Origin of the sequence: Variovorax paradoxus (assembly GCF_030811855.1) — a bacterium.
In the GTDB taxonomy this organism is placed as follows: domain Bacteria; phylum Pseudomonadota; class Gammaproteobacteria; order Burkholderiales; family Burkholderiaceae_C; genus Variovorax; species Variovorax paradoxus_L.
This window is the reverse complement of sequence record NZ_JAUSRN010000014.1, coordinates 58,351-82,270: the sequence shown is the minus strand read 5'-3', so window position 1 is coordinate 82,270 and position 23,920 is coordinate 58,351. Positions and strand designations below refer to the sequence as shown.

General features: G+C 65.9%; 21 protein-coding genes. 15 read left to right on the top strand and 6 right to left on the bottom strand.

Translation table 11 applies throughout. From position 1 onward, the window contains the following. Positions 1 to 111 precede the first annotated feature (111 nt). From J2X92_RS23155 to J2X92_RS23100, 12 genes are all read left to right on the top strand, one after another. On the top strand, positions 112 to 2,217 hold the full coding sequence (locus J2X92_RS23155; RefSeq protein WP_307579130.1) for a 3-hydroxyacyl-CoA dehydrogenase NAD-binding domain-containing protein: 2,106 nt from the start codon (positions 112 to 114) through the stop codon (positions 2,215 to 2,217). Positions 2,218 to 2,236: 19 nt separating this feature from the next. Further along, entirely contained in the window at positions 2,237 to 3,712 is a 1,476-nt protein-coding gene (locus J2X92_RS23150; protein WP_307579128.1) for a M20 family peptidase, read from the top strand. Between the two features lie 43 nt (positions 3,713 to 3,755). Then, the gene (locus tag J2X92_RS23145; RefSeq protein ID WP_307579126.1) at positions 3,756 to 4,931 is read left to right on the top strand and encodes an acetyl-CoA C-acyltransferase; all 1,176 of its coding nucleotides are present in this window, start codon (positions 3,756 to 3,758) and stop codon (positions 4,929 to 4,931) included. A gap of 136 nt (positions 4,932 to 5,067) precedes the next feature. Then, positions 5,068 to 6,924, top strand: coding sequence for an acyl-CoA dehydrogenase (locus tag J2X92_RS23140; protein WP_307579124.1), 1,857 nt, complete (start codon positions 5,068 to 5,070; stop codon positions 6,922 to 6,924). A gap of 2 nt (positions 6,925 to 6,926) precedes the next feature. Then, positions 6,927 to 7,163 carry a hypothetical protein gene (locus J2X92_RS23135; RefSeq protein ID WP_307579122.1) on the top strand — a complete coding sequence of 79 codons (237 nt, stop codon included), beginning with the start codon at positions 6,927 to 6,929 and terminating at the stop codon, positions 7,161 to 7,163. A gap of 66 nt (positions 7,164 to 7,229) precedes the next feature. Beyond that, positions 7,230 to 8,627, top strand: a complete 1,398-nt coding sequence (locus J2X92_RS23130) for a DUF2252 domain-containing protein (protein WP_307579120.1) — start codon at positions 7,230 to 7,232, stop codon at positions 8,625 to 8,627. Positions 8,628 to 8,680: 53 nt separating this feature from the next. Next, a complete protein-coding gene (locus J2X92_RS23125) occupies positions 8,681 to 9,475 on the top strand; it encodes an SDR family oxidoreductase (RefSeq protein ID WP_055806537.1) in 795 nt (264 codons plus the stop codon). A 4-nt stretch (positions 9,476 to 9,479) separates the two neighbouring features. Further along, positions 9,480 to 9,941 (top strand): PaaI family thioesterase, encoded by a 462-nt coding sequence (locus J2X92_RS23120; RefSeq protein ID WP_307579118.1) that lies wholly within the window; start codon positions 9,480 to 9,482, stop codon positions 9,939 to 9,941. 22 nt (positions 9,942 to 9,963) lie between these two features. Next, positions 9,964 to 10,980 (top strand): NADP-dependent oxidoreductase, encoded by a 1,017-nt coding sequence (locus tag J2X92_RS23115; protein ID WP_307579115.1) that lies wholly within the window; start codon positions 9,964 to 9,966, stop codon positions 10,978 to 10,980. Between the two features lie 95 nt (positions 10,981 to 11,075). Further along, complete coding sequence (locus J2X92_RS23110; RefSeq protein WP_307579112.1) at positions 11,076 to 12,716, top strand: isovaleryl-CoA dehydrogenase; 1,641 nt, start codon at positions 11,076 to 11,078, stop codon at positions 12,714 to 12,716. Positions 12,717 to 12,753: 37 nt separating this feature from the next. Continuing rightward, complete coding sequence (locus J2X92_RS23105) at positions 12,754 to 13,692, top strand: glutathione S-transferase family protein (RefSeq protein ID WP_307579110.1); 939 nt, start codon at positions 12,754 to 12,756, stop codon at positions 13,690 to 13,692. 115 nt (positions 13,693 to 13,807) lie between these two features. After that, on the top strand, positions 13,808 to 14,713 hold the full coding sequence (locus J2X92_RS23100; protein WP_307579108.1) for an SDR family oxidoreductase: 906 nt from the start codon (positions 13,808 to 13,810) through the stop codon (positions 14,711 to 14,713). A 16-nt stretch (positions 14,714 to 14,729) separates the two neighbouring features. On the opposite strand, the gene J2X92_RS23095 is transcribed toward J2X92_RS23100, so the two are convergent. Then, complete coding sequence (locus J2X92_RS23095) at positions 14,730 to 15,617, bottom strand: LysR substrate-binding domain-containing protein (protein WP_307579106.1); 888 nt, start codon at positions 15,615 to 15,617, stop codon at positions 14,730 to 14,732. A gap of 149 nt (positions 15,618 to 15,766) precedes the next feature. Here J2X92_RS23095 and J2X92_RS23090 point away from each other — a divergent pair, with 149 nt between their 5' ends. Further along, positions 15,767 to 16,471, top strand: coding sequence for an FMN-dependent NADH-azoreductase (locus J2X92_RS23090; protein WP_373424873.1), 705 nt, complete (start codon positions 15,767 to 15,769; stop codon positions 16,469 to 16,471). Positions 16,472 to 16,492: 21 nt separating this feature from the next. Here the strand turns inward: J2X92_RS23090 and J2X92_RS23085 are convergent, their stop codons facing one another. Both J2X92_RS23085 and J2X92_RS23080 read right to left on the bottom strand, forming a co-directional pair. After that, entirely contained in the window at positions 16,493 to 17,524 is a 1,032-nt protein-coding gene (locus J2X92_RS23085) for an aldo/keto reductase (RefSeq protein WP_307579298.1), read from the bottom strand. Between the two features lie 35 nt (positions 17,525 to 17,559). Then, a complete protein-coding gene (locus J2X92_RS23080; RefSeq protein WP_307579102.1) occupies positions 17,560 to 18,750 on the bottom strand; it encodes an MFS transporter in 1,191 nt (396 codons plus the stop codon). Between the two features lie 98 nt (positions 18,751 to 18,848). On the opposite strand from J2X92_RS23080, the gene J2X92_RS23075 reads away from it, so the two are divergent. Continuing rightward, complete coding sequence (locus J2X92_RS23075; protein WP_307579100.1) at positions 18,849 to 19,811, top strand: LysR substrate-binding domain-containing protein; 963 nt, start codon at positions 18,849 to 18,851, stop codon at positions 19,809 to 19,811. Here J2X92_RS23075 and J2X92_RS23070 read toward each other — a convergent pair. The 3 genes from J2X92_RS23070 to J2X92_RS23060 all read right to left on the bottom strand — a co-directional run bounded on the left by J2X92_RS23070 (position 19,760) and on the right by J2X92_RS23060 (position 23,101). Then, positions 19,760 to 20,518 (bottom strand): fumarylacetoacetate hydrolase family protein, encoded by a 759-nt coding sequence (locus J2X92_RS23070; protein WP_307579098.1) that lies wholly within the window; start codon positions 20,516 to 20,518, stop codon positions 19,760 to 19,762. The two genes, J2X92_RS23075 and J2X92_RS23070, sit on opposite strands and share 52 nt — an antisense overlap. 307 nt (positions 20,519 to 20,825) lie before the next feature. Continuing rightward, entirely contained in the window at positions 20,826 to 21,803 is a 978-nt protein-coding gene (locus J2X92_RS23065) for a Bug family tripartite tricarboxylate transporter substrate binding protein (RefSeq protein WP_307579296.1), read from the bottom strand. A gap of 50 nt (positions 21,804 to 21,853) precedes the next feature. After that, positions 21,854 to 23,101: a pyridoxal-phosphate-dependent aminotransferase family protein gene (locus J2X92_RS23060; RefSeq protein WP_307579096.1), complete on the bottom strand. Its 1,248-nt coding sequence runs from the start codon at positions 23,099 to 23,101 to the stop codon at positions 21,854 to 21,856. Positions 23,102 to 23,221: 120 nt separating this feature from the next. On the opposite strand from J2X92_RS23060, the gene J2X92_RS23055 reads away from it, so the two are divergent. After that, the gene (locus J2X92_RS23055) at positions 23,222 to 23,917 is read left to right on the top strand and encodes a GntR family transcriptional regulator (RefSeq protein WP_307579094.1); all 696 of its coding nucleotides are present in this window, start codon (positions 23,222 to 23,224) and stop codon (positions 23,915 to 23,917) included. Positions 23,918 to 23,920: the final 3 nt, after the last annotated feature.

Here is a 23,920-nt window from a genome sequence, read left to right as displayed (position 1 = left end):
TGTCTCGGCAGCGACTGCGTGCCATTGTGAGGCCACGCGAAACGCCTAGAATCCTCGAAAAAGAACACTCGTGCTTTTTCTTCTTTTTCTTCACACACCAAGGAACGCAGCATGACGGCTGAATACAAAGTGCTCGGCGATGTCGCCGTGATCACACTGACCAACCCGCCGGTCAACGGTCTCGGTTTTTCGACCCGCATCGGCATCACCGATGGCCTGTCGAAAGCCAATGCCGATGACGCCGTCAAGGCCATCGTCATCACGGGCGCAGGCAAGGCGTTCTCGGGCGGTGCGGACATCAAGGAATTCGGCACGCCCAAGGCGCTGCAAGAGCCTAACCTGCTGAGCGTGATCCTCGCGCTGGAAGCTTCGCCCAAGCCCATCGTCGCGGCCATCCACTCGGTGTGCATGGGCGGCGGCCTCGAACTGGCCCTGGGCTGCCATTACCGCATCGCGGCTCCCGGTACCAGCATCGCGCTGCCCGAAGTCAAGCTGGGCCTCATCCCCGGTGCCGGCGGCACGCAGCGCCTGCCGCGCGTGCTGGGCGTGGAAACCGCGCTCAACATGATCGTGAGCGGCGAGCCCGTCAAGAGCGAACTGCTCGCCAGCCTGCCGGGCCAAAAGCTGTTCGACAAGCTCGCGGCCTCGCCCGAGTCCGTGTTCGAAGAAGCCATTGCATTCGCCAAGAGCGTGGCCGGCAAGAGCGGCGACGCATTGCCGCTGGTGCGCAACCTGCCGTGCAAGCATCCTCAGGGCGACGCCTACTTCCAGTTCGCCAAGAACATGGTCGGCGGCATGTCGAAGAACTACCCCGCGCCGCTGCAGTGCGTGGATGCCGTGCAGGCTGCCACCAAGATGAAGTTCGACGCCGGCATGGCCGAAGAGCGCCGCATCTTCACATCGCTGATGTTCACGCCCGAGTCGCTGGCGCTGCGCCACCTGTTCATGGCCGAACGTGCAGCCTCCAAGATCCCCGACGTGGCTGACGACACGTCCAAGCGCGAAGTCAAGTCGGTCGGCGTGATCGGCGCCGGCACCATGGGCGGCGGCATTTCGATGAACTTTCTGAACGCGGGCATCCCCGTCAAGATTCTCGAGATGAAGCAGGAAGCGCTGGACCGCGGCATTGCCACCATCAAGAAGAACTACGAATCGCAGGTCAAGAAGGGCAAGCTCAAGCAGGACAAGTACGAGCAGCGCATGGCGCTCTTGAGCACCACGCTGAGCTACGACGACCTGAAGGACGCCGACCTGATCATTGAAGCCGTGTTCGAGGAACTCGGCGTGAAGGAGAAGGTGTTCAAGGAGCTTGATCGCGTGGCCAAGAAGGGTGCGATCCTGGCTTCCAACACTTCGACGCTGGACGTCGACAAGATTGCATCGTTCACCCAGCGTCCGCAGGACGTGGTCGGCATGCACTTCTTCAGCCCCGCCAATGTGATGAAGCTGCTCGAAGTGGTGCGCGGCAAGGAAACGGGCAAGGACGTTCTCGCCACAGTCATGGACATCGGCAAGAAGATCAAGAAGACGGCGGTTGTCTCGGGCGTGTGCGACGGCTTCATCGGCAACCGCATGATCGAGCAGTACTCGCGCCAGGCGGGCTTTCTGCTCGATGAAGGCGCCACGCCTCAGCAGGTCGACAAGGCCGTCGAGAAGTTCGGTTTTGCCATGGGTCCGTTCCGCATGGGCGACCTGGCCGGCAACGACATCGGCTGGGCGATTCGCAAGCGTCGCGCGGTGGAGCATCCAGACATGAAGTACAGCCGCACGGCCGACAAGCTGTGCGAGCTGGGCCGCTTTGGACAGAAGACCGGGGCAGGGTGGTACGACTACCAGGCCGGCAAGCGTGACGCGATTCCATCGGAGCTCGTCAACAAGATGATCGAGGACCACCGCAAGGAACTGGGCATCACGCCGCGCAAGATTTCCGATGAAGAGATCGTTCAGCGCCTGGTTTACGCGCTGGTGAACGAAGGCGCGCACATCCTCGAAGATGGAATCGCGTCCAAGTCCGGCGACATCGACATGGTGTACCTCACCGGCTATGGCTTCCCGATCTGGCGCGGCGGACCGATGCACTACGCATCGCAGGTCGGCCTCTACAACGTGGCTGAAACCATGAAGCGCTTTGCCAAGAACCCGCGCGACGACGCCGAGTTCTGGCAGCCCGCGCCGCTGATCCAGAGGCTGGTGGCCGAAGGCAAGCAGTTCAGCTGATCCGGGACCCTGACCGTCCATGTTGAAACGCATCTTTCTCGGGTTGCTGCTGGTGCTCATGGCACTGGTAGCTGCCGTGGCGGTCAAGACCTGGCGCACGCCATCGCAGCAATTGGCGGTGGCGCCGGCGCCCAGGCTCGAGATCGACGTGCAGGCCGCCGCCAAACGGCTGGCGGGCGCGATTCCGATCAAGACCGTTTCGAGCCTCGAAGATCCGGCCGGGAACCTGGCCGAATTCGACAAGCTGCATGCCTATCTTGCGCAGCAATTCCCCAAGCTCCACGCCACCCTCAAGAAAGAAGTGGTCGGCCAGAGGGCGCTGCTCTACACATGGTCCGGCACCGATCCGGCGGCGAAGCCGATCGCGCTCATGGCGCACCAGGACATGGTGCCAATCGCACCGGGCACCGAGAAAGCCTGGTCCGTCGATCCCTTCGCGGGCGAGATCAAGGACGGCTTCGTCTGGGGCCGCGGCACACTCGACAACAAGAGCAACCTGTTCGCGCAGATGGAAGCCATCGAGCTGCTGGTCGCGAGTGGCTTCAAGCCGAGGCAGACCGTCTACCTCGTGATGGGCGACGACGAAGAGGTGAGCGGCCTGCGTGGTGCGCGGCCGATTGCCGAACTGCTGAAGTCGCGCAACGTGCGCCTGGACTGGGTGCTCGATGAAGGTTTGCTGATCCTCGATGGCGTGCTGCCCGGCTTGTCGAAGCCCGCGGCGCTCATCGGCCTGGCCGAAAAGGGCTACGGCACCTTCTTTCTTTCGCTCGACACCGCCCCAGGCCATTCGTCGATGCCGCCGCAGCACAGTGCCATCGGCAGCATGAGTGCGGCGCTCGCGCGGCTCGAATCCACGCCGATGCCCGGCGCCATCCAGGGCGTGGCCGCGCAGATGTTCGGCGCGCTCGCGCCCGAGATGGGCGGCGTCAATCGCGTGATGCTGTCCAACCTGTGGCTCACCGAGCCGCTGGTGCGTGGCCGGCTCGAAAAGAGCCCGAGCAGCAACGCCATGCTGCGCACGACCACTGCGCTCACCATCGTGCGTGCCGGCAACAAGGACAACGTGCTGCCCGGCCGGGCTGAGGCGGCAGTCAACTTCCGCATCCTGCCGGGCGACACAATCGACAGCGTGGAGGCGCATCTGCGCAAGGCGCTCGGTAACGACGAGATCAAGATCAAGCGCTACCCGGGCAACTCGGAGCCGTCGCCCGTTTCGCCGACCGACAGCACCGGCTACCGCGCCATCCAGCAGGCGGTGCGCCAGTCGTTTCCGGATGTCGTCGTGGCTCCCGGCCTCATGACGGCCGCCACCGATTCGCGCCACTTCAGCCTGGTGAGCGATGCGGTCTACCGCTTCTCGCCGTTCCGCATGAAGAGCGAAGACCTCGCGCGCTTCCATGGCAACAACGAACGCCTGGCCATCTCCAACTACGGCGAGATGATCGGCTTCTATCACCAGCTCCTGCGCAACACCAACGTTGCGCCGGCGCAATGACGACAACAACCCTCTTTCCCTTCCATCTTCAAAGGACCTCACCATGACCAGCGCCGTCATTGTTTCCACCGCCCGCACGCCGCTCGCGAAGAGCTGGAAGGGTGCCTTCAACATGACGCACGGCGCCACGCTCGGCGGCCACGCGGTTCAGCATGCCATTGCGCGCGCCGGCATCGAAGCCGCAGAAGTCGATGACGTGATCATGGGTTGCGCCACGCCCGAGGGCGCCACCGGCTCCAACATCGCGCGCCAGATCGCGCTGCGCGCCGGCTGCCCCGTCACCACATCGGGCATGACGATCAATCGCTTTTGCTCGTCGGGCCTGCAGACCATTGCCACCGCCGCGCAGCGCATCATCGCGGGCGAAGGCGACGTGTACGTGGCCGGCGGCGTCGAGAGCATCTCGTGCGTGCAGAACGAAGCCAACAAGCACATGCTGGCCGACCCCTGGCTCGTGAAGCACAAGCCCGAGATCTACTGGAACATGCTGCAGACGGCCGAGCAGGTCGCCAAGCGCTACAACATCGGCCGCGACGCCATGGACGAATACGGCGCCGCCAGCCAGCAGAAGGCCACCGCCGCGCTCGAAGCCGGCCGCTTCAAGGACGAGATCGCACCGATCACCGTGTTGGCTGGCGTGGCCGATCCGGTGATGGGCCTGCGCACCAAGGAAGTCACGGTCGAGAACGACGAAGGCATTCGCCCCGGCACCACCAAGGAAGGCATCAGCGGCATCCGCTCGGCCATGCCAGGCGGCCTCATCTCGGCCGGCAATGCCAGCCAGTTTTCCGACGGCGGCGGCGCCTGTGTGGTGGTCGACGAAAGGTACGCCGAGCAAAAGGGCCTGAAGCCGCTCGGCCGCTTCCTCGGCTTTGCCGTGGCCGGCTGCGAGCCCGACGAAATGGGCATCGGCCCCGTCTTCGCCATTCCGAAGGTGCTCAAGCGACTGGGCCTCACGGTCAACGACATCGACCTGTGGGAGCTGAACGAAGCGTTCGCGGTGCAGGTGATCTACTGCCGCGACAAGCTCGGCATTCCGGGCGACCGCCTGAACGTGGACGGCGGCGCCATTGCCGTAGGCCACCCCTACGGCGTGAGCGGACAGCGCCTGACGGGCCATGCGCTCATCGAGGGCAAGCGCCGCGGCGCGAAGAAGGTGCTGGTCACGATGTGCATCGGCGGCGGCATGGGCGCTGCGGGCGTCTTCGAAGTCATTTGACTCTCCCCCAGTCTGCGGCGCAGTTCGTGTCGCCTTCGCCAACCCCCTTCCGGGGGCAACACCAGCGGCCCGGCAAAGCCGGTTCCGCGGTGTTCCTGGCGCAGAACCCGCGCATCTATTCACACCGAGATCGATCATGAGCTTGCGTCCCACCCTCGACTTCCTGCTCTACGACTGGCTCGACGCCGAGTCTCTGAACCAGCGCGAGCGCTTTGCCGATCATTCCCGCGAGACCTTCGACGCGGTGCTCGACACCTGCGAACGCATCGCACGCGAAAAGTACGCACCGGCGAATCGCATCGTCGATACGCAGGAGCCGCACTTCGATGGCGAGAAGATCGTCCTGCCGCAGGCCACGCACGATGCGCACAAGGCTTTTGTCGAATCGGGAATGATGAGCGCGGCGCAGGACTACGACATCGGGGGCATGCAGCTGCCCTACACGCTGCAGGCCGCGGCCAACGGTTTCTTCGCGATGGCCTCGGTGAGCATCGGCTCGAACATGCTCACCAGCGGCAACGCCAACCTGCTGATGGTGCACGGCACCGAGATGCAGAAAGAAGTGTTCGCCAAGAACGAGTTTTCGGGCCGCTGGGCGGGCACCATGTGCCTGTCGGAGCCGCAGGCCGGTTCGTCGCTGAGCGACGTGGCGACGCGCGCGGTGCCTGACGGCGACGACTACCAGAACGACCCGCTCGGGCCGCGTTATCGGCTCACGGGCAACAAGATGTGGATCTCGGCAGGCGACCACGAGCTTACCGAGAACATCGTGCACATCGTGCTTGCCAAGATTCCTGACGCCAACGGCAAGCTGGTGCCGGGCACGCGCGGCATCTCGCTCTTCATCGTGCCCAAGCGCATGGTGAACACCGAAGGCGAACTGACCGGCGAGCGCAACGACGTGGCCCTCGCGGGCCTGAACCACAAGCTCGGCTGGCGCGGCACCACCAACACGCTGCTGAACTTCGGCGAGGGCAAGTACCCGGTCGATGGCAAGGCGGGCGCGGTGGGCTACCTCGTCGGAGAGCCCGGCAAGGGCCTGCACTGCATGTTCCACATGATGAACGAGGCGCGCATCGGCGTCGGCACGGCCGCCACCATGCTGGGCATGGCCGGCTACTACGCCTCGCTCGACTACGCAAAGACCCGGCCGCAGGGCCGGCTCGTGAAGAAGCCCGAGGCGGGCGCCGGCAGCCAGGTCGTGAAGGACTCGGCCAGCCCGCAGGTGCGCATCATCGAGCACGCCGACGTGCGGCGCATGCTGCTCGCGCAAAAGGCGTACTGCGAAGGCGCGCTGGCGCTGGAGCTGTACTGCGCCCGGCTGGTCGACGAGCAGAAGACCGGCGGTGCAGAGGCTGCGGACGACGCGCGCCTGCTGCTCGAGGTGCTCACGCCCATTGCCAAAAGCTGGCCCAGCGAGTGGTGCCTGGAAGCCAATTCGCTGGCCATCCAGGTGCATGGCGGCTACGGCTACACGCGCGACTTTCCGGTGGAGCAGTATTGGCGCGACAACCGCCTGAATATGATCCACGAGGGCACCCACGGCATTCAGGCCGCCGACCTGCTGGGCCGCAAGGTGCTGATGGAAAAAGGCCGGGGCCTGCAATTGCTGGCCGGCCGCATCACCGACACCATCGGCCGCGCAACCAAGGTGCCCGCGCTCGCGGCCCACGCAAAGGCGTTGGGCGCCGCGCTACAACGCATCGGCAGGGCCACCGAGGCCGCCTGGTCCACCGGCGACCCGGCCGACGCGCTCGCCAACGCCGTGCCCTACATGCAGGCATTCGGCCATACCGTGCTGGCCTGGATCTGGCTGGACGTGGCGCGGCGCGCGCTGGAAATCGACGCAGAAAAGGCGAGGGCGGTAACAGCTGGCAAGATTGGCGCCACGGACTACTTCTTCCACTACGAGCTGCCGAAAATCGGCGCCTGGCTCAACGTGGTCGAGAGCCGCGACCCCACCTGCACAGCATTGCCCGAGGACGCCTTTTGACAATGGCCAACGCCGCTCCCAACAACACCCCCAACCCCATCAAGCCCCCGAAGCCGCACGCCCGGCTCGAGAAGTGGATCTGGATCCTGATCTACGGCGGCCTGTTTCTCGTGATCCTCGGCATTGCCACGGGCCGCACCGAGCCGGCGATCGGCTGGTCGATGGCCGTGCCGGGCGGCGTGATCGCCCTCGTGGGCTTCGTGCTCATCTACGTGCGTTCGCGCCTCAATGACAAATAAGGAAGGCGGGACCATGCTGAGTTCGGAACATCGGCGCAGTGCGCAAATCGCGCCAAAGTGCGGACTATGAAATCTGAACTCCGTGCGCCCGACGCCAAGGCCACTCCGGCCGATCGGCGGGCGTTCGGGCGCGCACAGCGTGCGCACTTTCCGCTCGGCCTGTGGGCACAGGCGCCCAAGCCAGATGCGGCAGGCCGCAGCCCGCTCGGCTGGTTGAAGGCGTCCAACCGCGGCCGGGTGCCCGAACTGGTGCCGGTCCGCCATGGCCGCATGCTGGCCACGCCGTTCACCTTCTACCGCGGTGCCGCCAGCCTGATGGCGAACGACCTGGCCAGGTTGCCGCACAGCGGCATCGCGACGCAGCTGTGCGGCGATGCGCACCTCGCGAACTTCGGCTTCTTCGCCAGCCCCGAGCGCTCGCTGGTCTTCGACATCAACGACTTCGACGAAACCCTGCAGGGTCCTTTCGACTGGGATGTGCGCCGGCTCGCCACCTCGTTTGTCGTGGCCGCGCGCGATCTGGGCTTCAAGCCGCGCACCGGGCGCGACGCGGTCCGGCAACTCGCCGAGGCGTACCGTGACCGCATGCGCCGCTTTGCGCGCATGGACACGCTGGAGGCCTGGTACGCGCGCCTCACGTCTCAAACGCTGCTGAAACTCGGCGCCGAGGATGCGACCGAGCTCTCAGTCATCAAGAAGGCCCGGCGCAGCACCTCGCGCGTGTTTGCCGAAGAGGCGACGGAGATGGTTGAGGGCCGCCTGATGGTGCGCGACCGTCCGCCGTTCGTCTATCACGACGCCAAGGCCACCGCACGGGAGATCGGCCGCTTTCGCTCCGGATTGCCGGCGTTCCTGGCGCAGTACCGCGCCAGCCTTCCACCCGAACGCCAGCGGCTGTTCGATCGCTATGAGCTGCACGACGTGGCGGTTCTGACGCCTGGCGTCGGCTCGGTGGGCCGGCGTTGCTTCCTGTTGCTGCTGGTGGCCGACCAGGCCCATCCCCTGTTCCTGCAATGCAAGGAAGCCGGCGAATCGGTGTTGGAAGCCCATCTGGGCTCGGCGCCGCAACCGAACTCTCCCGGCCAGCGCGTGGTGCAGGGGCAGCGGCTGGCGCAAGCCGCCAGCGACGTTTTCCTCGGCTGGGCCGAGGAATCCGGCGGACGCGGTTTTTATGTGCGCCAGCTGCGCGACATGAAAGCTTCCTACAAGCTCGAAGACTTCAAGCCGGTCGATCTCGTCGAGTTTGCCGAGGCCTGCGGCTACAGCCTGGCGCGTGCGCATGCCAAGGGCGGCGACGCCTGGGCCATTGCCGGTTACCTCGGGCGCTCCAAGACATTCAACACCGCGCTCGCGGACTTTGCCGAGGCCTATGCCGACGTCAATCAGGCCGACTGGCGCCAGCTGAAAAAAGCAGTGGCGTCGGGCAAGCTCGCCGCCGTCAAGGCCGTCGGCGACGCTTCGTAGCGGCGGCAGGCAGGCCACGAATCCCTCTTTCACATGTTCCGGAGACAACAGACATGACCCCTCGCACCACCAAGCAACTCTTCGACCTTACCGGCAAGACCGCCCTCATTACCGGCGGCTCGCGCGGCCTGGGCCTGCAAATGGCGCATTCGCTGGGAGAAGCCGGCGCGAAGATCATGCTGAGTTCGCGCAAGGCCGAGGACCTGGAGCAGGCCGCGGCCGAGCTGCAATCCGCCGGCATCGACGCGCGCTGGATTGCGGCCGACTGCTCGAAGGAAGAAGACACGCGCCGCCTGGCCGACGAGACGCTGCAGCGCATGGGCGCGATCGACATCCTCGTCAACAACGCGGGCGCCAGCTGGGGTGCCCCAGCCGAGAGCCATCCCGTCGAGGCTTGGGACAAGGTGATGAATCTCAACGTGCGCGGCTACTTCATCCTGTCGCAGCACGTCGCCAATGGCTACATGATTCCCAAGAAGACCGGCCGCATCATCAACATCGCCTCGATCGCCGGCCTCAACGGCAATCCGCCCGAGATGCAGACGTTGGCCTACAACACCTCGAAGACGGCGGTGATCGGCTTCACGCGTACGCTCGCCGCCGAATGGGGCCGCTACAACATCAACGTGAACGCGATTTGCCCAGGATTCTTCATGACGAAGATGGCCGCCGGCCTGATCAAGTCGCTGGGCGAAGAAAAAATGGCTTCGCACGCGCCGCTCGGCCGCCTGGGCGACGAGGAAGACCTGAAGGGCATCACGCTGCTGTACGCCAGCGATGCCGGCAAGCACATCACCGGCCAGTGGCTGGCCGTAGACGGCGGCGTGAGCGTGGTCCTTGGTGCCTGAAAAAATGGCAGAAGATTCCACCGACATCAACATCCGCTCGTACACGAGCCAGATCCCGTTTGCGCGCCATCTGGGTTTCGAGCTCACCAAGTTCGAAGGCGGCGAGTCCGAGATCCTCTACACCGCCAAGCCCGAGCACCTGAACACCTTCGACGTAACGCACGGCGGCGCCTGCATGACGCTGCTCGACATCACCATGGCAGCTGCCGCGCGCAGCGTGGCACCCGAGATGGGCGTGGTCACCATCGAGATGAAGACCAGCTTCATGCAGCCCTCAGTGGGCCCGCTGCACGCACGCGGCACGCTCATCCACCGCAGTGCGACGCTAGCCTTCACCGAAGCCAAGATCTACGACGAGCTGAACCGCGTGTGCGCGCATGCCACCGGCACCTTCAAGTACGTGAAGCGCCGCCTGCCCACGGGCCCTGCCAGCGCGAACGCGATGCGTCCGCCTTCCACCGATTAATTGCATTTCCCCGGAGACACTGATGCCTACCAACAAACAGATCCACCTCGACAACCGCCCCGATGGCGAGGCCGTTGCCAGCAACTTCAAGCTGGTAACCGCCGAGACGCCCGCGCTGGCCGACAACCAGGTGCTGGTGCGCCACCACTTCATGAGCCTCGACCCGTACATGCGCGGCCGCATGAACGATTCGAAGAGCTATGCGCAACCGCAACCGCTCGGCCAGGTGATGCAGGGCGGCACGGCCGGCGAAGTGGTCGAAAGCAAGCACCCCAAGTTCGCCCCCGGTGACAAGGTGGTGGGCTTCGGCGGCTGGCAGCAATACAGCGTCGTCGATGCCTCGCAGCCCGGCGCGCTGAAGAAGGTCGACACCACGCACGTGCCGCTCTCGCACTACCTCGGCGCGGTCGGCATGCCGGGCGTCACCGCCTGGTACGGCCTGGTAAAGATCATTGCACCCAAGGCCGGCGAGACGATGGTCGTCACGGCCGCCAGCGGCGCCGTCGGCAGCGCCTTCGGCGCACTGGCCAAGGCGCGCGGCTGCCGCGTGGTGGGCATCGCGGGCGGCCCGGACAAGTGCAAGTACGTGACCGAAGAACTCGGCTTCGACGCCTGCATCGACTACCGCCAGCATCCCGACGTGAAGAGCATGAGCGCCGCGCTCAAGGAAGCCTGTCCGAATGGCATCGACGGCTACTTCGAGAACGTCGGCGGCTACATCTTCGACGCCGTGCTGCTGCGCGCCAACGCCTTCTCGCGCGTGGCGCTGTGCGGGATGATCGCGGGCTACGACGGCCAGCCGCTGCCGCTTGCGAACCCGGCGCTGATCCTGATTAACCGCATGAAGATCGAAGGTTTCATCGTCAGCGAGCACATGGAAGTGTGGCCCGAGGCGCTGACCGAACTCGGCGCACTGGTGGGCACCGGCAAGCTCAAGCCGCGAGAATCGGTTGCGCAGGGCATCGAATCCGCCCCTGAGGCCTTCCTGGGTTTGCTCAAGGGCAAGAATTTCGGCAAGCAACTCGTCAAGCTGATCTGATGAACTGAACGTACGGCAAGAAGGCCGGTCATGCGCGCCGGGCCGGGCCGTCCCAAGCAAGCGTGCACCGAGGTGCGAAGCACGGAGGTATTCGAATGAATTCGACGCACGAGGTCTTCAACCAGCCCGAGCCGCTGGTGGACTACAACCTCTTCGAAACCAACCGGCCCCTGCGCGATGCGCTGAAGTTCAACGCACCTCAGCTGCACGTGGCGCAGCTGCAGGAGCTCGGGGTCACCCTGGGCTCGGCAGAGATGCAAGCGCACGCGCGGCTCGCCAACACCCACATGCCAGAGCTGCACACGCACGACCGCTTCGGGCGACGCATCGACGAGGTGGAGTTTCATCCGAGCTATCACCTCTTGATGGCGGCCGCGGTAGGTGCGGGCTTGCACGGCACGCCCTGGACCGCCATCTCTGCCTCGCCGCACGTCGAGCGTGCCGCCGGCTTCATGCTCTTCACCGAGCTGGAGCCGTCGATCCTTTGCCCCATCTCGATGACCTACGCGGCCACGCCGGCGCTGCGCGGCAATACCGCGGTATACCCCGATTGGGGCCCCAAGCTCGGGAGCCTTTGGTACGACCCGTCGCTTGCCTTCGTCAAGGAGAAGCCCGGTGTGACCATGGGCATGGGCATGACCGAAAAGCAGGGCGGCTCCGACGTGCGGGCCAACACCACGCAAGCCGCGCGCGACGGCTGCGACGACTGGGGCGAGCGTTATGCCATCACCGGCCACAAGTGGTTCTTCTCGGCGCCGATGTGTGATGCCTTCCTGGTGCTGGCGCAGGCGCCGGCCGGGCTGAGCTGCTTCTTCCTGCCCCGCGTGCTGCCTGACGGTAGCCGCAATGCCATTCACATTCAGCGCCTGAAGGACAAGCTCGGCAACAAGGCCAACGCCAGTTCCGAGGTCGAGTTCCACGCTGCCAGCGCATGGCTCGTGGGCGAAGAAGGGCGCGGCATTCCGCAGATCCTCGAAATGGGCACCATGACCCGGCTCGACTGCGCGCTGGGCACCAGCGGCCTGATGCGGCAGGCATTGAGCATTGCGCTCAATCACGCCAGCCAGCGCAGTGCCTTCGGCAAGCCGTTGATCGAGCAGCCGCTCATGAAGAACGTGCTGGCTGACCTCGCGCTCGAAAGCGAAGCCGCCACGGCGCTGGCCATCCGCCTCGCGCGCGCCTTCGACCACCCGGACGACGCGCACGAGCGGCTCATGGCCCGGTTGCTCACGCCGGTCGCCAAGTTCTGGATCTGTAAGCGCGGCAGTCACTTTGCGCAGGAAGCCATGGAATGCCTGGGCGGCAACGGCTATGTGGAAGAGGGCGGCGAAGGCATCATGGCGCGCATCTACCGCGAGATGCCGCTCAATTCGATCTGGGAGGGCGCCGGCAACATCATGGCGCTCGACCTGTTGCGCGGATTGCGCAAGGGCGATGCGGTTGCCGCGCTCGCCGCGGAACTGGCGCCGGCGCGCGGACACCATGCCGCGCTCGACCGGCTGGCTGACGCGCTGCCGGCGCGCATCGAGGCCATGGCCTCGCAGGCCGAGGCACGCCGCCTTGCGCAGGACGTGGCGCTGGCGGTGCAGGCTTCGCTACTCGCGCAAACCGCACCGCCGGCCGTGGTCGATGCCTTCTGCGCATCGCGCCTGGGCGGCGACTGGGGCAACGCCTTTGGCACACTGGGTGCGGGCACCCATTTCGATTCGATCATCGAGCGCGCGCAGCCGCTCTGAACACAACAAATCCAAGCACTCCAAAGGGAACAAGTAAATGGCCGACCTCATCCTGCACCACTACAACACCTCGCCGTTCTCGGAAAAGGTGCGCCTCATCCTCGGCGCCAAGAAGCTGCCCTGGAAGTCGGTCCTCATTCCACCCATCATGCCCAAGCCCGAGGTGGAGGTGCTCACCGGTGGCTACCGCAAGACGCCATTCCTGCAGATCGGCGCCGACATGTATTGCGACAGCGCGCTCATCGCCGACGTGCTCGAGCACCTGCAGCCCGAGTCCACGCTCTATCCCGAGCCCGAAAAGGGCATGTCCCGCATCCTCGCTCAGTGGGCCGACACCACGCTCTTCTGGGCCGCGATGGCCTGGAGCCTGCAGCCCCGGGGTGCAGCCGAGGTGTTCGCCAAGGCGCCGCCCGAAGCTGCCAAGGCCTTCGGCGAAGACCGCGGCAAGATGAGCGCGGGCAACATGACGCGGCTGCGACCCGCAGACGCCACCAGCGCCTACAAGTCATACCTGCGCCGGCTGTCCGACATGCTCGACGACAAGCCCTACCTGCTGGGCGAAGTGCCGTGCATCGCCGATTTCTCGGCCTACCACCCGCTCTGGTACACGCGCCGCATCGACTCGGTGCGCGGCATCCTCGACCTCACGCCCGCGGTCATCGACTGGATGGACCGCATGGCCGCCATCGGCCACGGCACGATCGAAAAAGCCAGCGCGGAGGAAGCTATTGCCGTCGCCAAGGCAGCCACGCCGCACACGCTCCTGACCGACAGCACCTTCCAGGACGACCACGGCATTCCGCTCGGTACCGCCGTGACGGTGCGAGCCGAGAGCTTCGGCCTCGAGGAAACCCCCGGCACGCTGGTGGCGGCCACGCGCACGCACTACACGCTGGAACGCAGCAACGAGCGCATCGGCACGGTGCACGTGCACTTTCCGCGCATTGGCTACGTGCTCAAGAAAGCGGAGGCCTGAGCCCTTTTCGACGGCTTCAGTGCGGAACCTTCGTGACTGCGCCGGCAAGCGTTTGGTATTTCAATAGGGGTTCCAACGTCAGAGACAGACATTCAACGCAGAAGGACACCGGCAAATGATTCAGGACTTCAAGGGCAAGACGGCCGTACTCACCGGCGCGGGTTCGGGCTTCGGCCTCGAGTGCGCGCGCATCGGAGCGGCGCGCGGCATGAACCTCGTGCTCGTCGACGTGCAGCAGGATGCGCTCGACAAGGCGCGGGCCGAGATGGAAGCTGCCGGCGTGCAGGTGCTCGCGCGCAAGGTCGACGTGTCGGACGCAGCGCAGATGGAGGCCCTGGCCCTTGCGGTGAAGGAGCGCTTCGGCGCGCCGCATTTCGTGTTCAACAACGCCGGCGTGGGAGCCGGCGGCCTGGTGTGGGAGAACACCGTGGCCGACTGGGAATGGGTGCTCGGCGTCGACCTGTGGGGCGTGATCCACGGCGTGCGCCTGTTCACGCCCATGATGCTCGAAGCCGCCGCCAAGGACCCAAGCTACCGCGGCCACATCACCAATACCGCCAGCATGGCCGGGCTGCTCACGCCGCCCAACATGGGCATCTACAACGCCGCCAAGGCCGCGGTGGTGAGCCTGACCGAGACCCTGTACCAGGACCTGAACCTCGTCACCGACCAGATCGGCGCGAGCCTCTTGTGCCCGTACTTCGTGCCCACTGGCATCACCAGCAGCGAGCGCAACCGCCCGAACGCGCCGAAGGAGACCGAGCTCACCAAGAGCCAGCTCATCGGCCAAGCCATGAGCAACAAGGCCGTGAGCAGCGGCAAGATCACCGCCGCCAAAGTATCCGCCAAGGTGTTCGACGCCATCAGCGAGAACCAGTTCTACGTGTTCAGCCACCCGAAGTCGCTGGGCAACGTAAGAGCGCGCATGGAGAACATCGTGGTGGGCGCGAATCCGGCCGATCCGTTTCTCGAGCGGCCTGAAATCGGGCAGAAGCTGCGGGAGCAGTTGCGGGGCGCTTGAGCATCTGGTGCGCTGATCACTCGACTCCAGCCTGCGAGACGATCCAATTCCAAACGGCACGGATCGCCGGTTCGTCTTCCCGCCCATTTGCCACCGCGAGAAAGTAGCTCCCGGTATCGAGCGCAGGCCCGAAGGGCTGCACGAGCGCGCCGCTGCGCAGTTCTTCCGCCGCGAGCGTGAGGCTCAGCAGTGCCACGCCGTGGCCCGCGAGCGCGGCCAGGATGGCGTGGGTTTCGTCCGAGAACGACAGGCCGGCGGCCTTCATCGACCGGCCCCTGGGCGGCGCAACGCCCGCTTCGCGGAACCACCGCGACCACGGTGCCGGAGCTACCGCGGCGGGCTGCCAATCGGAATGGATCAGCTGGTGCTTCGGCAAATCGCTCACCCGTTTCAGGCCCAGCATTGCGCTGCACAGCGGCGCGTAGCGTTCGGGCATCAGCTCGCTCACTGTCAGCCCGGGCCAGTTGCCGCTGCCGGAGCGCACCGCAATGTCGGCATCGCCGCGCGCCAGGTCGACCAGCGTGTCGCTGGCATGCAGCCGCAGTTCGATGCCGGGGCAGGCCTTGCGAAAGCCTGCCATGCGCGGCAGCAACCATCGTGCGGCAAAGGCAGTGTTGGTGGTGAGCGTGACGGCCTGCGATGCGAAAGGTTGGCGCAGCCTCTCGATTCCCGCCTCGAGCGCATCGAAGCCCGCGCGCAAGTCGTCGAAGAGCCGCTGACCCGCGGGTGTCAACGCCAGCTGCCGCGTGAGCCGGCGAAACAGCGGCCGGCCGAGCGTGTCTTCGAGCGAGCGCACCTGATGGCTGATGGCCGACGGCGTGACGGAAAGCTCGTGCGCAGCGCGCTGAAAGCTCAGATGCGCGGCAGCCGCTTCGAATGCGCGCAGCGAGAGCAGAGGCGGCAAGCTGCGTGGTCGCCGAACAGATGAGCCAATTTCATTCATTTATGGAGAAATTATCGTTTGTCGCAGTCTACGTGCGTCTCTAGATTAGAGGCCTGTGCAGTCATTTTGAATGCACCAGACAGAACAGATCAACTCACTCATTGATGACCATGAACCTTATCCATATCGACACCAGTGCCCGTCCCGGGCTTTCCGGCATCGAGGCTCACGGCTCGCACACGCGCCGGCTCTCCGCGCGCTTTGTCGAGCGTTGGCGCAAGGCCCGCCCAAACGACCACGTCGACTATCTCGACGTGGGCCAGCATCCGCCTGCGCACGTCAACGGCCGATGGATCCACGCCGCGTTCACCGCTCCCGCCGAGCGTGAACCCTGGATGGCCGAGGTATTGGCCGAGAGCGATCGGCTCGTCGACCAGCTTGTTGCCGCCGACCTGATCGTGGTGGGCTTGCCGATGTACAACTTCAGCGTCCCCGCGCAGTTCAAGGCGTATATCGACAACATCGTGCGCGTGGGCCGCACCTTCGGCTTCGATCGCGCACGCGGCGCGGTGCCTTACTGGCCGATGCTTGCCGACTCGGGCAAGCGAATGGTGCTGCTCGGCGCGCGTGGCGATCACGGCTACGGGCCAGGCGGACGCGTGGCGCACCTGAACCATACCGAAAGCTCGGTGCGCTCCGTGTTCGGCTACATCGGCATTACCGGCGTGCACGAGGCGGCGGTGGAGTCGGACGAATTCGGCGGCGAGGAGCTCGCGCAATCGCTTCGAAAGGCCGAGCAGGAAGTCGACCGACTGGTGGATCAGCTCAGCGGGAAGCTGACGAATGAGCGCTCTCCAGACGCCGCACTGGCCTAGGCGTTCATCTGCTTCAGTCGCTCACACCGCCACCGGACTGCGCTCGGCGAACTGCCCGTTCCAGTACGGGTAGTAGGGGTAGGGCGGGGTCACGGCGCTGGCGGCATCGAGCCGCTTGATCTGCTCCGCGCTGAGCTGCCAGCCTAGGGCGCCGAGGTTCTGCTTGAGTTGCTCTTCGTTGCGCGCGCCGATCAGCACGCTCGACACCGTGGGCCGCTGCAGCAGCCAGTTGAGCGCGATCTGCGGCAGCGTCTTGCCGGTTTCCTCGGCCACCTGGTCCATGGCATCGATCACGCGGTACAGGCGCTCGTCGTCCACGGGCGGCGCGAAGCCGGCGGTTTCGTGCAGGCGGCTGCCAGCGGGCAGCGGCTGGCCGCGGCGCACCTTGCCGGTCAGGCGGCCCCAGCCCAGCGGGCTCCACACGATAGCGCCCACGCCTTGGTCCATGCCGAGCGGCATGAGTTCGTACTCATAGTCGCGGCCAATCAGCGAGTAGTAGGTCTGGTTGGCCACGAAGCGCTGCAGCCCGAGCCGATCGGAGGCGGCAAGCGATTTCATCAGCTGCCAGCCTGAGAAGTTGGACGCGCCGATGAGCCGCACTTTACCGGCGCGCACCAGGTCATCGAGCGTGTCGAGCACCATCTCGACCGGCGTTATCGCATCGAAGGCATGCAGCTGCAGGATGTCGATGTAGTCGGTGCCCAAGCGCTTCAGCGCGGCATCGGTCGCGGCGATCAGGTGATGGCGCGAGGCGCCGACGTCGTTCGGCCCGTCGCCGGCGCGCAGCGACAGCTTGGTCGAAATGATGGCCTTGTCGCGCCGGCCCTTGAGCGCTGCGCCAAGGATCGTTTCCGACGCGCCGTTCGAATACACGTCGGCCGTATCTAACAGGGTTACGCCGGCGTTCAAGGCCATGTCGACGATGCTGCGAGCACCTTCGACGTCGGTGTTGCCCCAGGCGCTGAAGAGCGGGCCCTGTCCGCCGAAGGTGCCGGCGCCGAAGCCCAGGGCGGGAACCTTGAAGCCAGAGCGGCCGAGAAAGCGTTGTTCCATGATGTTGTCCTTGTCGTAGAAAAAAGTGGTGCGCATCAGGCTTGCACCGAGGCGCAATCGGCCGGCGCGGCGCTGCCTTCGCGCCGATCGAGCGAACGGCTCCAGAGTGCGATGGCCAGCCCCGCGAGCGTGAGCAATGCAGCCACCCAGCCGAGTGCGCGCAGGCCCGGGCCATGGTCGATGACCACGCCGCCCGCCCACGCGCCGAGGGCATTGCCGAGGTTGAAGGCCGCGATGTTGAGGCTCGACGCCAGGTTCTGGCCCGCGCCCGAAGCCTTCTCGAGCACGCGCAGCTGCATCGGTGCCACGGTCGCGAAAGACGCGATGCCGAGCAGGCCGACGAACACCACGGCGGTGAACGGCGTTCCGATGGTGAACTGCATCGCCCCGAGCACGGCGGCGAGAGCCACCAGCGTGCCGAGCACCGCGGGCATGGTCGACTTGTCGGCCAGCCTGCCGCCAAGAATGTTGCCCACGGCCAGGCCGCCGCCGAACACCAGCAGAATCGGCGATACGGCCGACTCCGGCAAGCCGGTGACCTGCGTCAGCAGGGGCTGGATGTAGGTGAACACCACGAACACGCCCGCAAAGCCGAGCACCGTCATCGCCAGGCCGAGCAGCACCTGCGGCCGTGCGAGCACCGCGAGCTCGTCGCGCAGCGGCGCGGCCTTGGCCTCGGTCCGAACGCGCGGCACGAACAGCGCAAGCACCGCAAAAGCCACCACGCCGATCAGCGTCACCGCCCAGAAGGTGGCGCGCCAGCCGTACTGCAGGCCGAGCCATGCACCAGCCGGCACGCCCAGCAGCGTGGCGGCCGTAAGCCCGGTGAACATGATCGCGATGGCCGACGCGCGGCGCTCCGGCGCCACGAGGCCCGTAGCCACGACCGAACCCACGCCGAAGAAGGTGCCGTGCGCGAGCGAGGTGACCACCCGCGCCGCCATCAGCAGCTCGTAGTTGGGCGCGAGCGCGCAGGCCAGGTTGCCGAGCGTGAAGATCGCCATCAGCGCGAGCAGCACTGTCTTGCGCGGCAGCTTGCGGGTGGCGATTGTGAGCACCGGTGCGCCGACCGCGACCCCGAGCGCATAGCCCGAGATCAGCATTCCGGCAGCCGTGATGGAAACATGGAGATCAGCTGAAACCTGCATCAGCAGGCCCATGATGACGAATTCGGTGGTGCCTATTCCGAAGGCACCGGCGGTGAGGGCAAGTAGAGCGATTGGCATGATGGCTCTACTTTGCAGGCCATTGCATTGGATGACTAGAATGCCGCCAAGACATAGACTTGTGAGTTGAATTCACAATAAAGGCGCAAGGAATCGGCATGCCACGCATCGACGTCAACCGCTCCGGCGAAATGGAAGCCTTTGTGCAGGTGGTCGAGTCCGGCGGCTTTTCCGCCGCGGCGCGCCTCCTCGACATGACGCCTTCGGCGGTAAGCAAGCTGGTCGCACGCCTCGAGTTGCGGCTGGGCATCCAGCTGGTGCACCGCTCCACGCGCAAGCTGCAGCTCACGCCCGAGGGCCTGCACTTCTACGAACGCAGCACGCGCGTGCTGGCCGACATGGACGAGGCCGAGCGTTGCGCTGCCGCGGGCGCCGCGCCGCGCGGGCGCGTGAGCATCAATGCGAGCGTGTCCTTCGGGCATCACAAGCTGGTGCCGCTGGTGCCGCGCCTCTTGGAACTGCACCCGCAGATCACGCTGGACATTGCGCTGACCGACCGCGTCGTCGATTTGATGGACGAGCGCGCCGACATCGCCATTCGGTGGGGCCAACTGCCTTCGTCCGACCTGGTGGCACGGCGCCTCGGCGAAACCAGCCAGACCATCGTGGCCTCGCCCGGCTACCTTGCCAAATACGGCACGCCGCACACGCCGCAGGAACTGGAAGCCCACAACCGGCTGGGCTGGAGCTACCGGCGCAGCACGCCCGACTGGCCGCTGAGCGTCGACGGACGAATGATCTCGTTGCCCGTGGCCGGGCCGGTGCGCGCGGCCGACGGTGAAACCCTGCGGCAGTTGGCCATTGCGGGCGCGGGCGTGGCGCGGTTGTCGCTGTATCACATCCAGCACGACATCGATGCGGGGCGGCTCGTGCCGCTGCTCGAAGAATTCAACCCCGGCGAGGTGGAGCCGATCCACGCCGTGTACATCGGCAAGGCCGGCACCTTGCCAGCGCGCGTGCGTGCGGTGCTCGACTTTTTGGTGGCGTGCTCGGGCGTGGGAGAAGGGCGCTACACGATCAAGCGCACCGCGCCGGTGCCAGCAAACTCGGCGGTCACTTGATCGCCGCGGCGGCAGGGCAGCACGCCAACCCACGAGCCGGTGGTCACGACCGTGCCGGTCGGCGCGGTCTGGCCGTGGCGCGTGACGTGGCGCAGCCAGATGGGCAGCAGCCATGCCGGATCGGCCAGCGGATGGGTGCCTTCGCGCACCACGGTTTCCGAATTGCCGACCTTCGTTTCGCAGCGCTGCGAAGCCCAGTCGACGGCCGCGTAGGGCTGCCATTCGCCGAGCACCAGAGCGCCGTGCACCTGCGAATCGGCAAGGCGCAGCAAGGCCGGCGTGGCGGCGAGGTCATGCCAGCGAGAGTCGACGATCTCCACTGAGACCGCCATCGCGTCGATCAGCGAAGCGGCGTCTTCATGGCCGAGCGTCGCGGCCATGGCGGGTGTCACGTCCTGTCCGAGCCGCAGCGCAATTTCGGCCTCGATGCCGGGCGAATGAAGCGCCAGGTCGCCGAACTCCGCCGGGCTCGCGCGCACGCCGGCCGGGGGCAGTGGTGCATGCGTAAGCGTCACATTGCGGGAGCCGCCGCCGGATTTCCAGCAGCCCGGCACGGTGCCCGCTTCGAACCAGCCGAGCGCAGAGGCGACGGCGTCCTGCACTTCGTAGGCTTGCGCTGCATCTTGGAGCGTGGCCAGCCAGGGCGTGGCATCGAGGGTGCGGTTGAATTGGCGCGCGGCAACGAGTGCATCGGCGAGGGCTGTCATTGGTGAATTCATTTGGCGATTTTGTCAGTTGCGTTCAGGGCGCGTGCACAGGCCACCGGGTACTCCCCTCCGCGAATGTCCCCCGGCCTTCGGCCTCCTCCTTTATTTCGCTGCGGGGAGCACCCGGCGCCCTGTGCACTGGGGCACGCTGCTGGTGTATCGCTGATCAACGACTGCTCTGAATCACGCTCCCGTCGATGGGGTGCCTTGCGCAGCGAAATAAAGGAGGAGGCGAAGCCGGGGGACATTCGCGGAGCAAGGTACCCCGTCGGCGGGAGCGCCGCCCTGAATGACTCAGTGCCCCGCGTCAAGTTTCCACGTGCACCTTGCCATCCTTCACCACCTTGGCCCATTTGGCGATCTCGGTGGAGATGAACTGCCTGAACTTGTCCTGCGAACCACCGCCGTCCTCGGCGCCGTAGGTATCGAGACGCTCCTGCACATCGGGCATCGCAAGCACCGCGTTGACGTCGCGATTCACCTTCTCGGCAATGCCCGCGGGCAGCTTGCCCGGCCCTGCAAGGCCGTACCAGGTGGTGGCTTCGAAACCCGCAAAGCCCTGCTCCTGCATCGTGGGCACGTTGGGGTGGCCCTTGGCGCGCCTGGTGCGCGTTTGCGCCACGGCCAGCACGCGGCCGCTCTTCACGTGCGGCGTGGCCGCGGTCATGGTCTCGAAGCTGTACTGGATCTGGCCACCCATCAGGTCGGCCAGCAGCGGGCCGCTGCCTTTGTAGGGCACGTGCATGGCATCGACGCCGGCCTGCAGCTTGAACATTTCCAGCGCCAGGTGCTGCGCCGACCCCGCGCCGGCGGAGCCGAAGCTCACCGTGCCGGGCGAGGCCTTGCAGGCCGCCACGATGTCTTTCACCGTGACTGCCTTTTGCGTTGGACTGGCGATCAAGAGGTTGGGCGTGACGCCCACCAGCACGATCGGCACGAAGTCGCGCTCCACGTTGTACCGCAGCTTGGGCTGCAGGCTGGGCGCGAGCGCATGGCTGTTGATGTGCGCCATGAGCAGCGTGCTGCCGTCGCTGGGCTGCTGGGCGACGTATTCGGCCGCCAGCACGCCGGCCACGCCGGCCTTGTTCTCGACGATGACCTGCTGGTTCCACATCGTCGTGAGCTTCTGGGCGACCACCCGCGCGAGCGCATCGGTGCCTCCGCCCGGCGGAAACCCCACCACGATGCGCACCGGTCCCGAAGGCCACTCCTGCGCGAAGAGCCGGGGCACGCCCAGCGTGGCGGCCGCGGCTCCCGCAGCCTGGATCAGCGAACGTCTCTGCATCATCTTTGTCTCCATGTTGTGGTGGGTCCGATGCGTGTCGGTGTTGGCGACTACGCGGCTTTTTTCTGCAGGCCGACGGGCGCCGCCGCGTGGCTCGCAAAATGGTCCATCGCGGCCTGCACTCCGCTGCCCGCCAGCTTGATGCCGGCGAGCTTCATGCCCATTTCGACGCCCGCGACCATGGCCACCAGCGTCAGGTCGTTGCTGTCGCCCAGGTGGCCCATGCGGAACATGCGGCCCTTGAGCTTGCCGAGACCCGTGCCCAGCGAAAGATCGAAGCGCTGGTGGATCAGCCGGCGCAGCGCATCGGCATCGACGCCCTCGGGCGTGATCACGCCAGTGAGCACGGGCGAATACACGGCCGGGTCGGCGCACTGGATCGGCAGGCCCCAGGCGTTGACCGCGGCGCGCACACCCGCGGCCCAGCGCTGGTGGCGCGCAAAGACGTTGTCCAGCCCCTCGCCGAGCAGCATGTCGAGCGACTCGGACAGGCCGTAGAGCAGGTTGGTGTTGGGCGTGTAAGGCCAGTAGCCGTCCTTGTTCATCTCCACGATCTCGTCCCAGGCCCAGAACGCGCGCGGCAGCTTCGCGCTCTTGGAGGCTTCGAGCGCGCGCGGCGAGAGCGCGTTGAAGCTGATTCCCGGCGGAAGCATCAGGCCTTTCTGCGAGCCGCTGATGGTGACGTCCACGCCCCATTCGTCATGCCGGAAATCGGCGCTCGCAAGGCCCGAGATGCTGTCGACCATCAGCAGCGCGGTGTGGCCCGCCGCATCGATGGCGCGGCGCACCGAGGCGATGTCGGATGTGGCGCCGGTGGAGGTTTCGTTGTGCACCACACACACGGCCTTGATCTTCTTTTCGGTGTCTTTGCGCAGGCGCGCCTCGATCAGGTCGGCTTGCACGCCGCGGCGCCAGCTTGGCGCGGCCGGCAGTTGGTCATCCTTGCCCGACCACGCGAGGAACTCGGTCGAAAGGCCCAGGCGCGTGGCCATCTTCTGCCACAGCGATGCGAAGTGGCCGGTCTCGTACATCAGCACGTGGTCGCCCGGGCTCAGCGTATTGGCAAGCGCGGCCTCCCACGCACCGGTGCCGGAAGCGGGATAGATCGCGACCGGATGCTTGGTCTTGAAGATCTGCTTGATGCCGCCGAGCACCTTGAGCCCCAGCGTGCCGAACTCAGGCCCACGGTGGTCGATGGTCGGCAGGCTCATGGCCCGAAGGATGCGGTCGGGAACCGGGCTCGGGCCGGGGATTTGGAGGAAGTGGCGGCCGGTGGGATGGATGTCGAGTTGAAGCATGGACTGTCCTTTCGCTTTCAGTTTTGCATTCAAAATTAAATTAGACATGCTGGTTTACCCTCATTCACGGGGATTGTTGGTGCCGTTTTTTGCATTCAAAATGCATTCAAGGAAAACAGCATGACTGCAGAAATCATCGAAATCTCGCGCCTCGCGCTGCACGACCAAGTGGCCGCGCGACTGCGCGCGATGCTGGTCGAGGGGCACATTGCCCCAGGCGCCAAGCTCAACGAGCGCGAGCTGTGCCTTCAGCTGCGCGTGTCGCGCACGCCACTGCGCGAGGCCATCAAGCTCCTGGCGGCCGAAGGGCTGGTCGACCTGCTGCCCAACCGCGGCGCCGTGGCCGTCAAGCTCACTGAGAACGATGTGGTCGACACTTTCGAGGTGCTGGCCATGCTCGAAGGCATGTCGGGCGAACTGGCGGCCAAGCGCATCACCGACGAACAACTGGCCGAGGTGCGCGCGATGCACTACGAAATGATGGCCTGCTTCACGCGGCGCGATCTCTCGGGCTATTACCGCCTCAACGCGCGCATCCACACCGCCATCAACGAGGCCGCCGGCAATCCGGTGCTGGCCAACACCTACCGCTCGATCAACGCGCGCGTGCAGTCGCTGCGTTTTCGCACCAACCAGGACGAGGCCAAGTGGAAGCACGCGGTCGAGGAGCACGAACAGATGATCCAGGCGCTGGCCGCGCGCGACGCGCCGGCCATGCGCAAGGTGCTGGTTGCGCACCTGATCCGCAAGCGGGACACCGTGCTGGCGCTGCTGCAGGCCGGCGAAATCTATCCCCAACCCCACAAGGCGAGCTGAGCC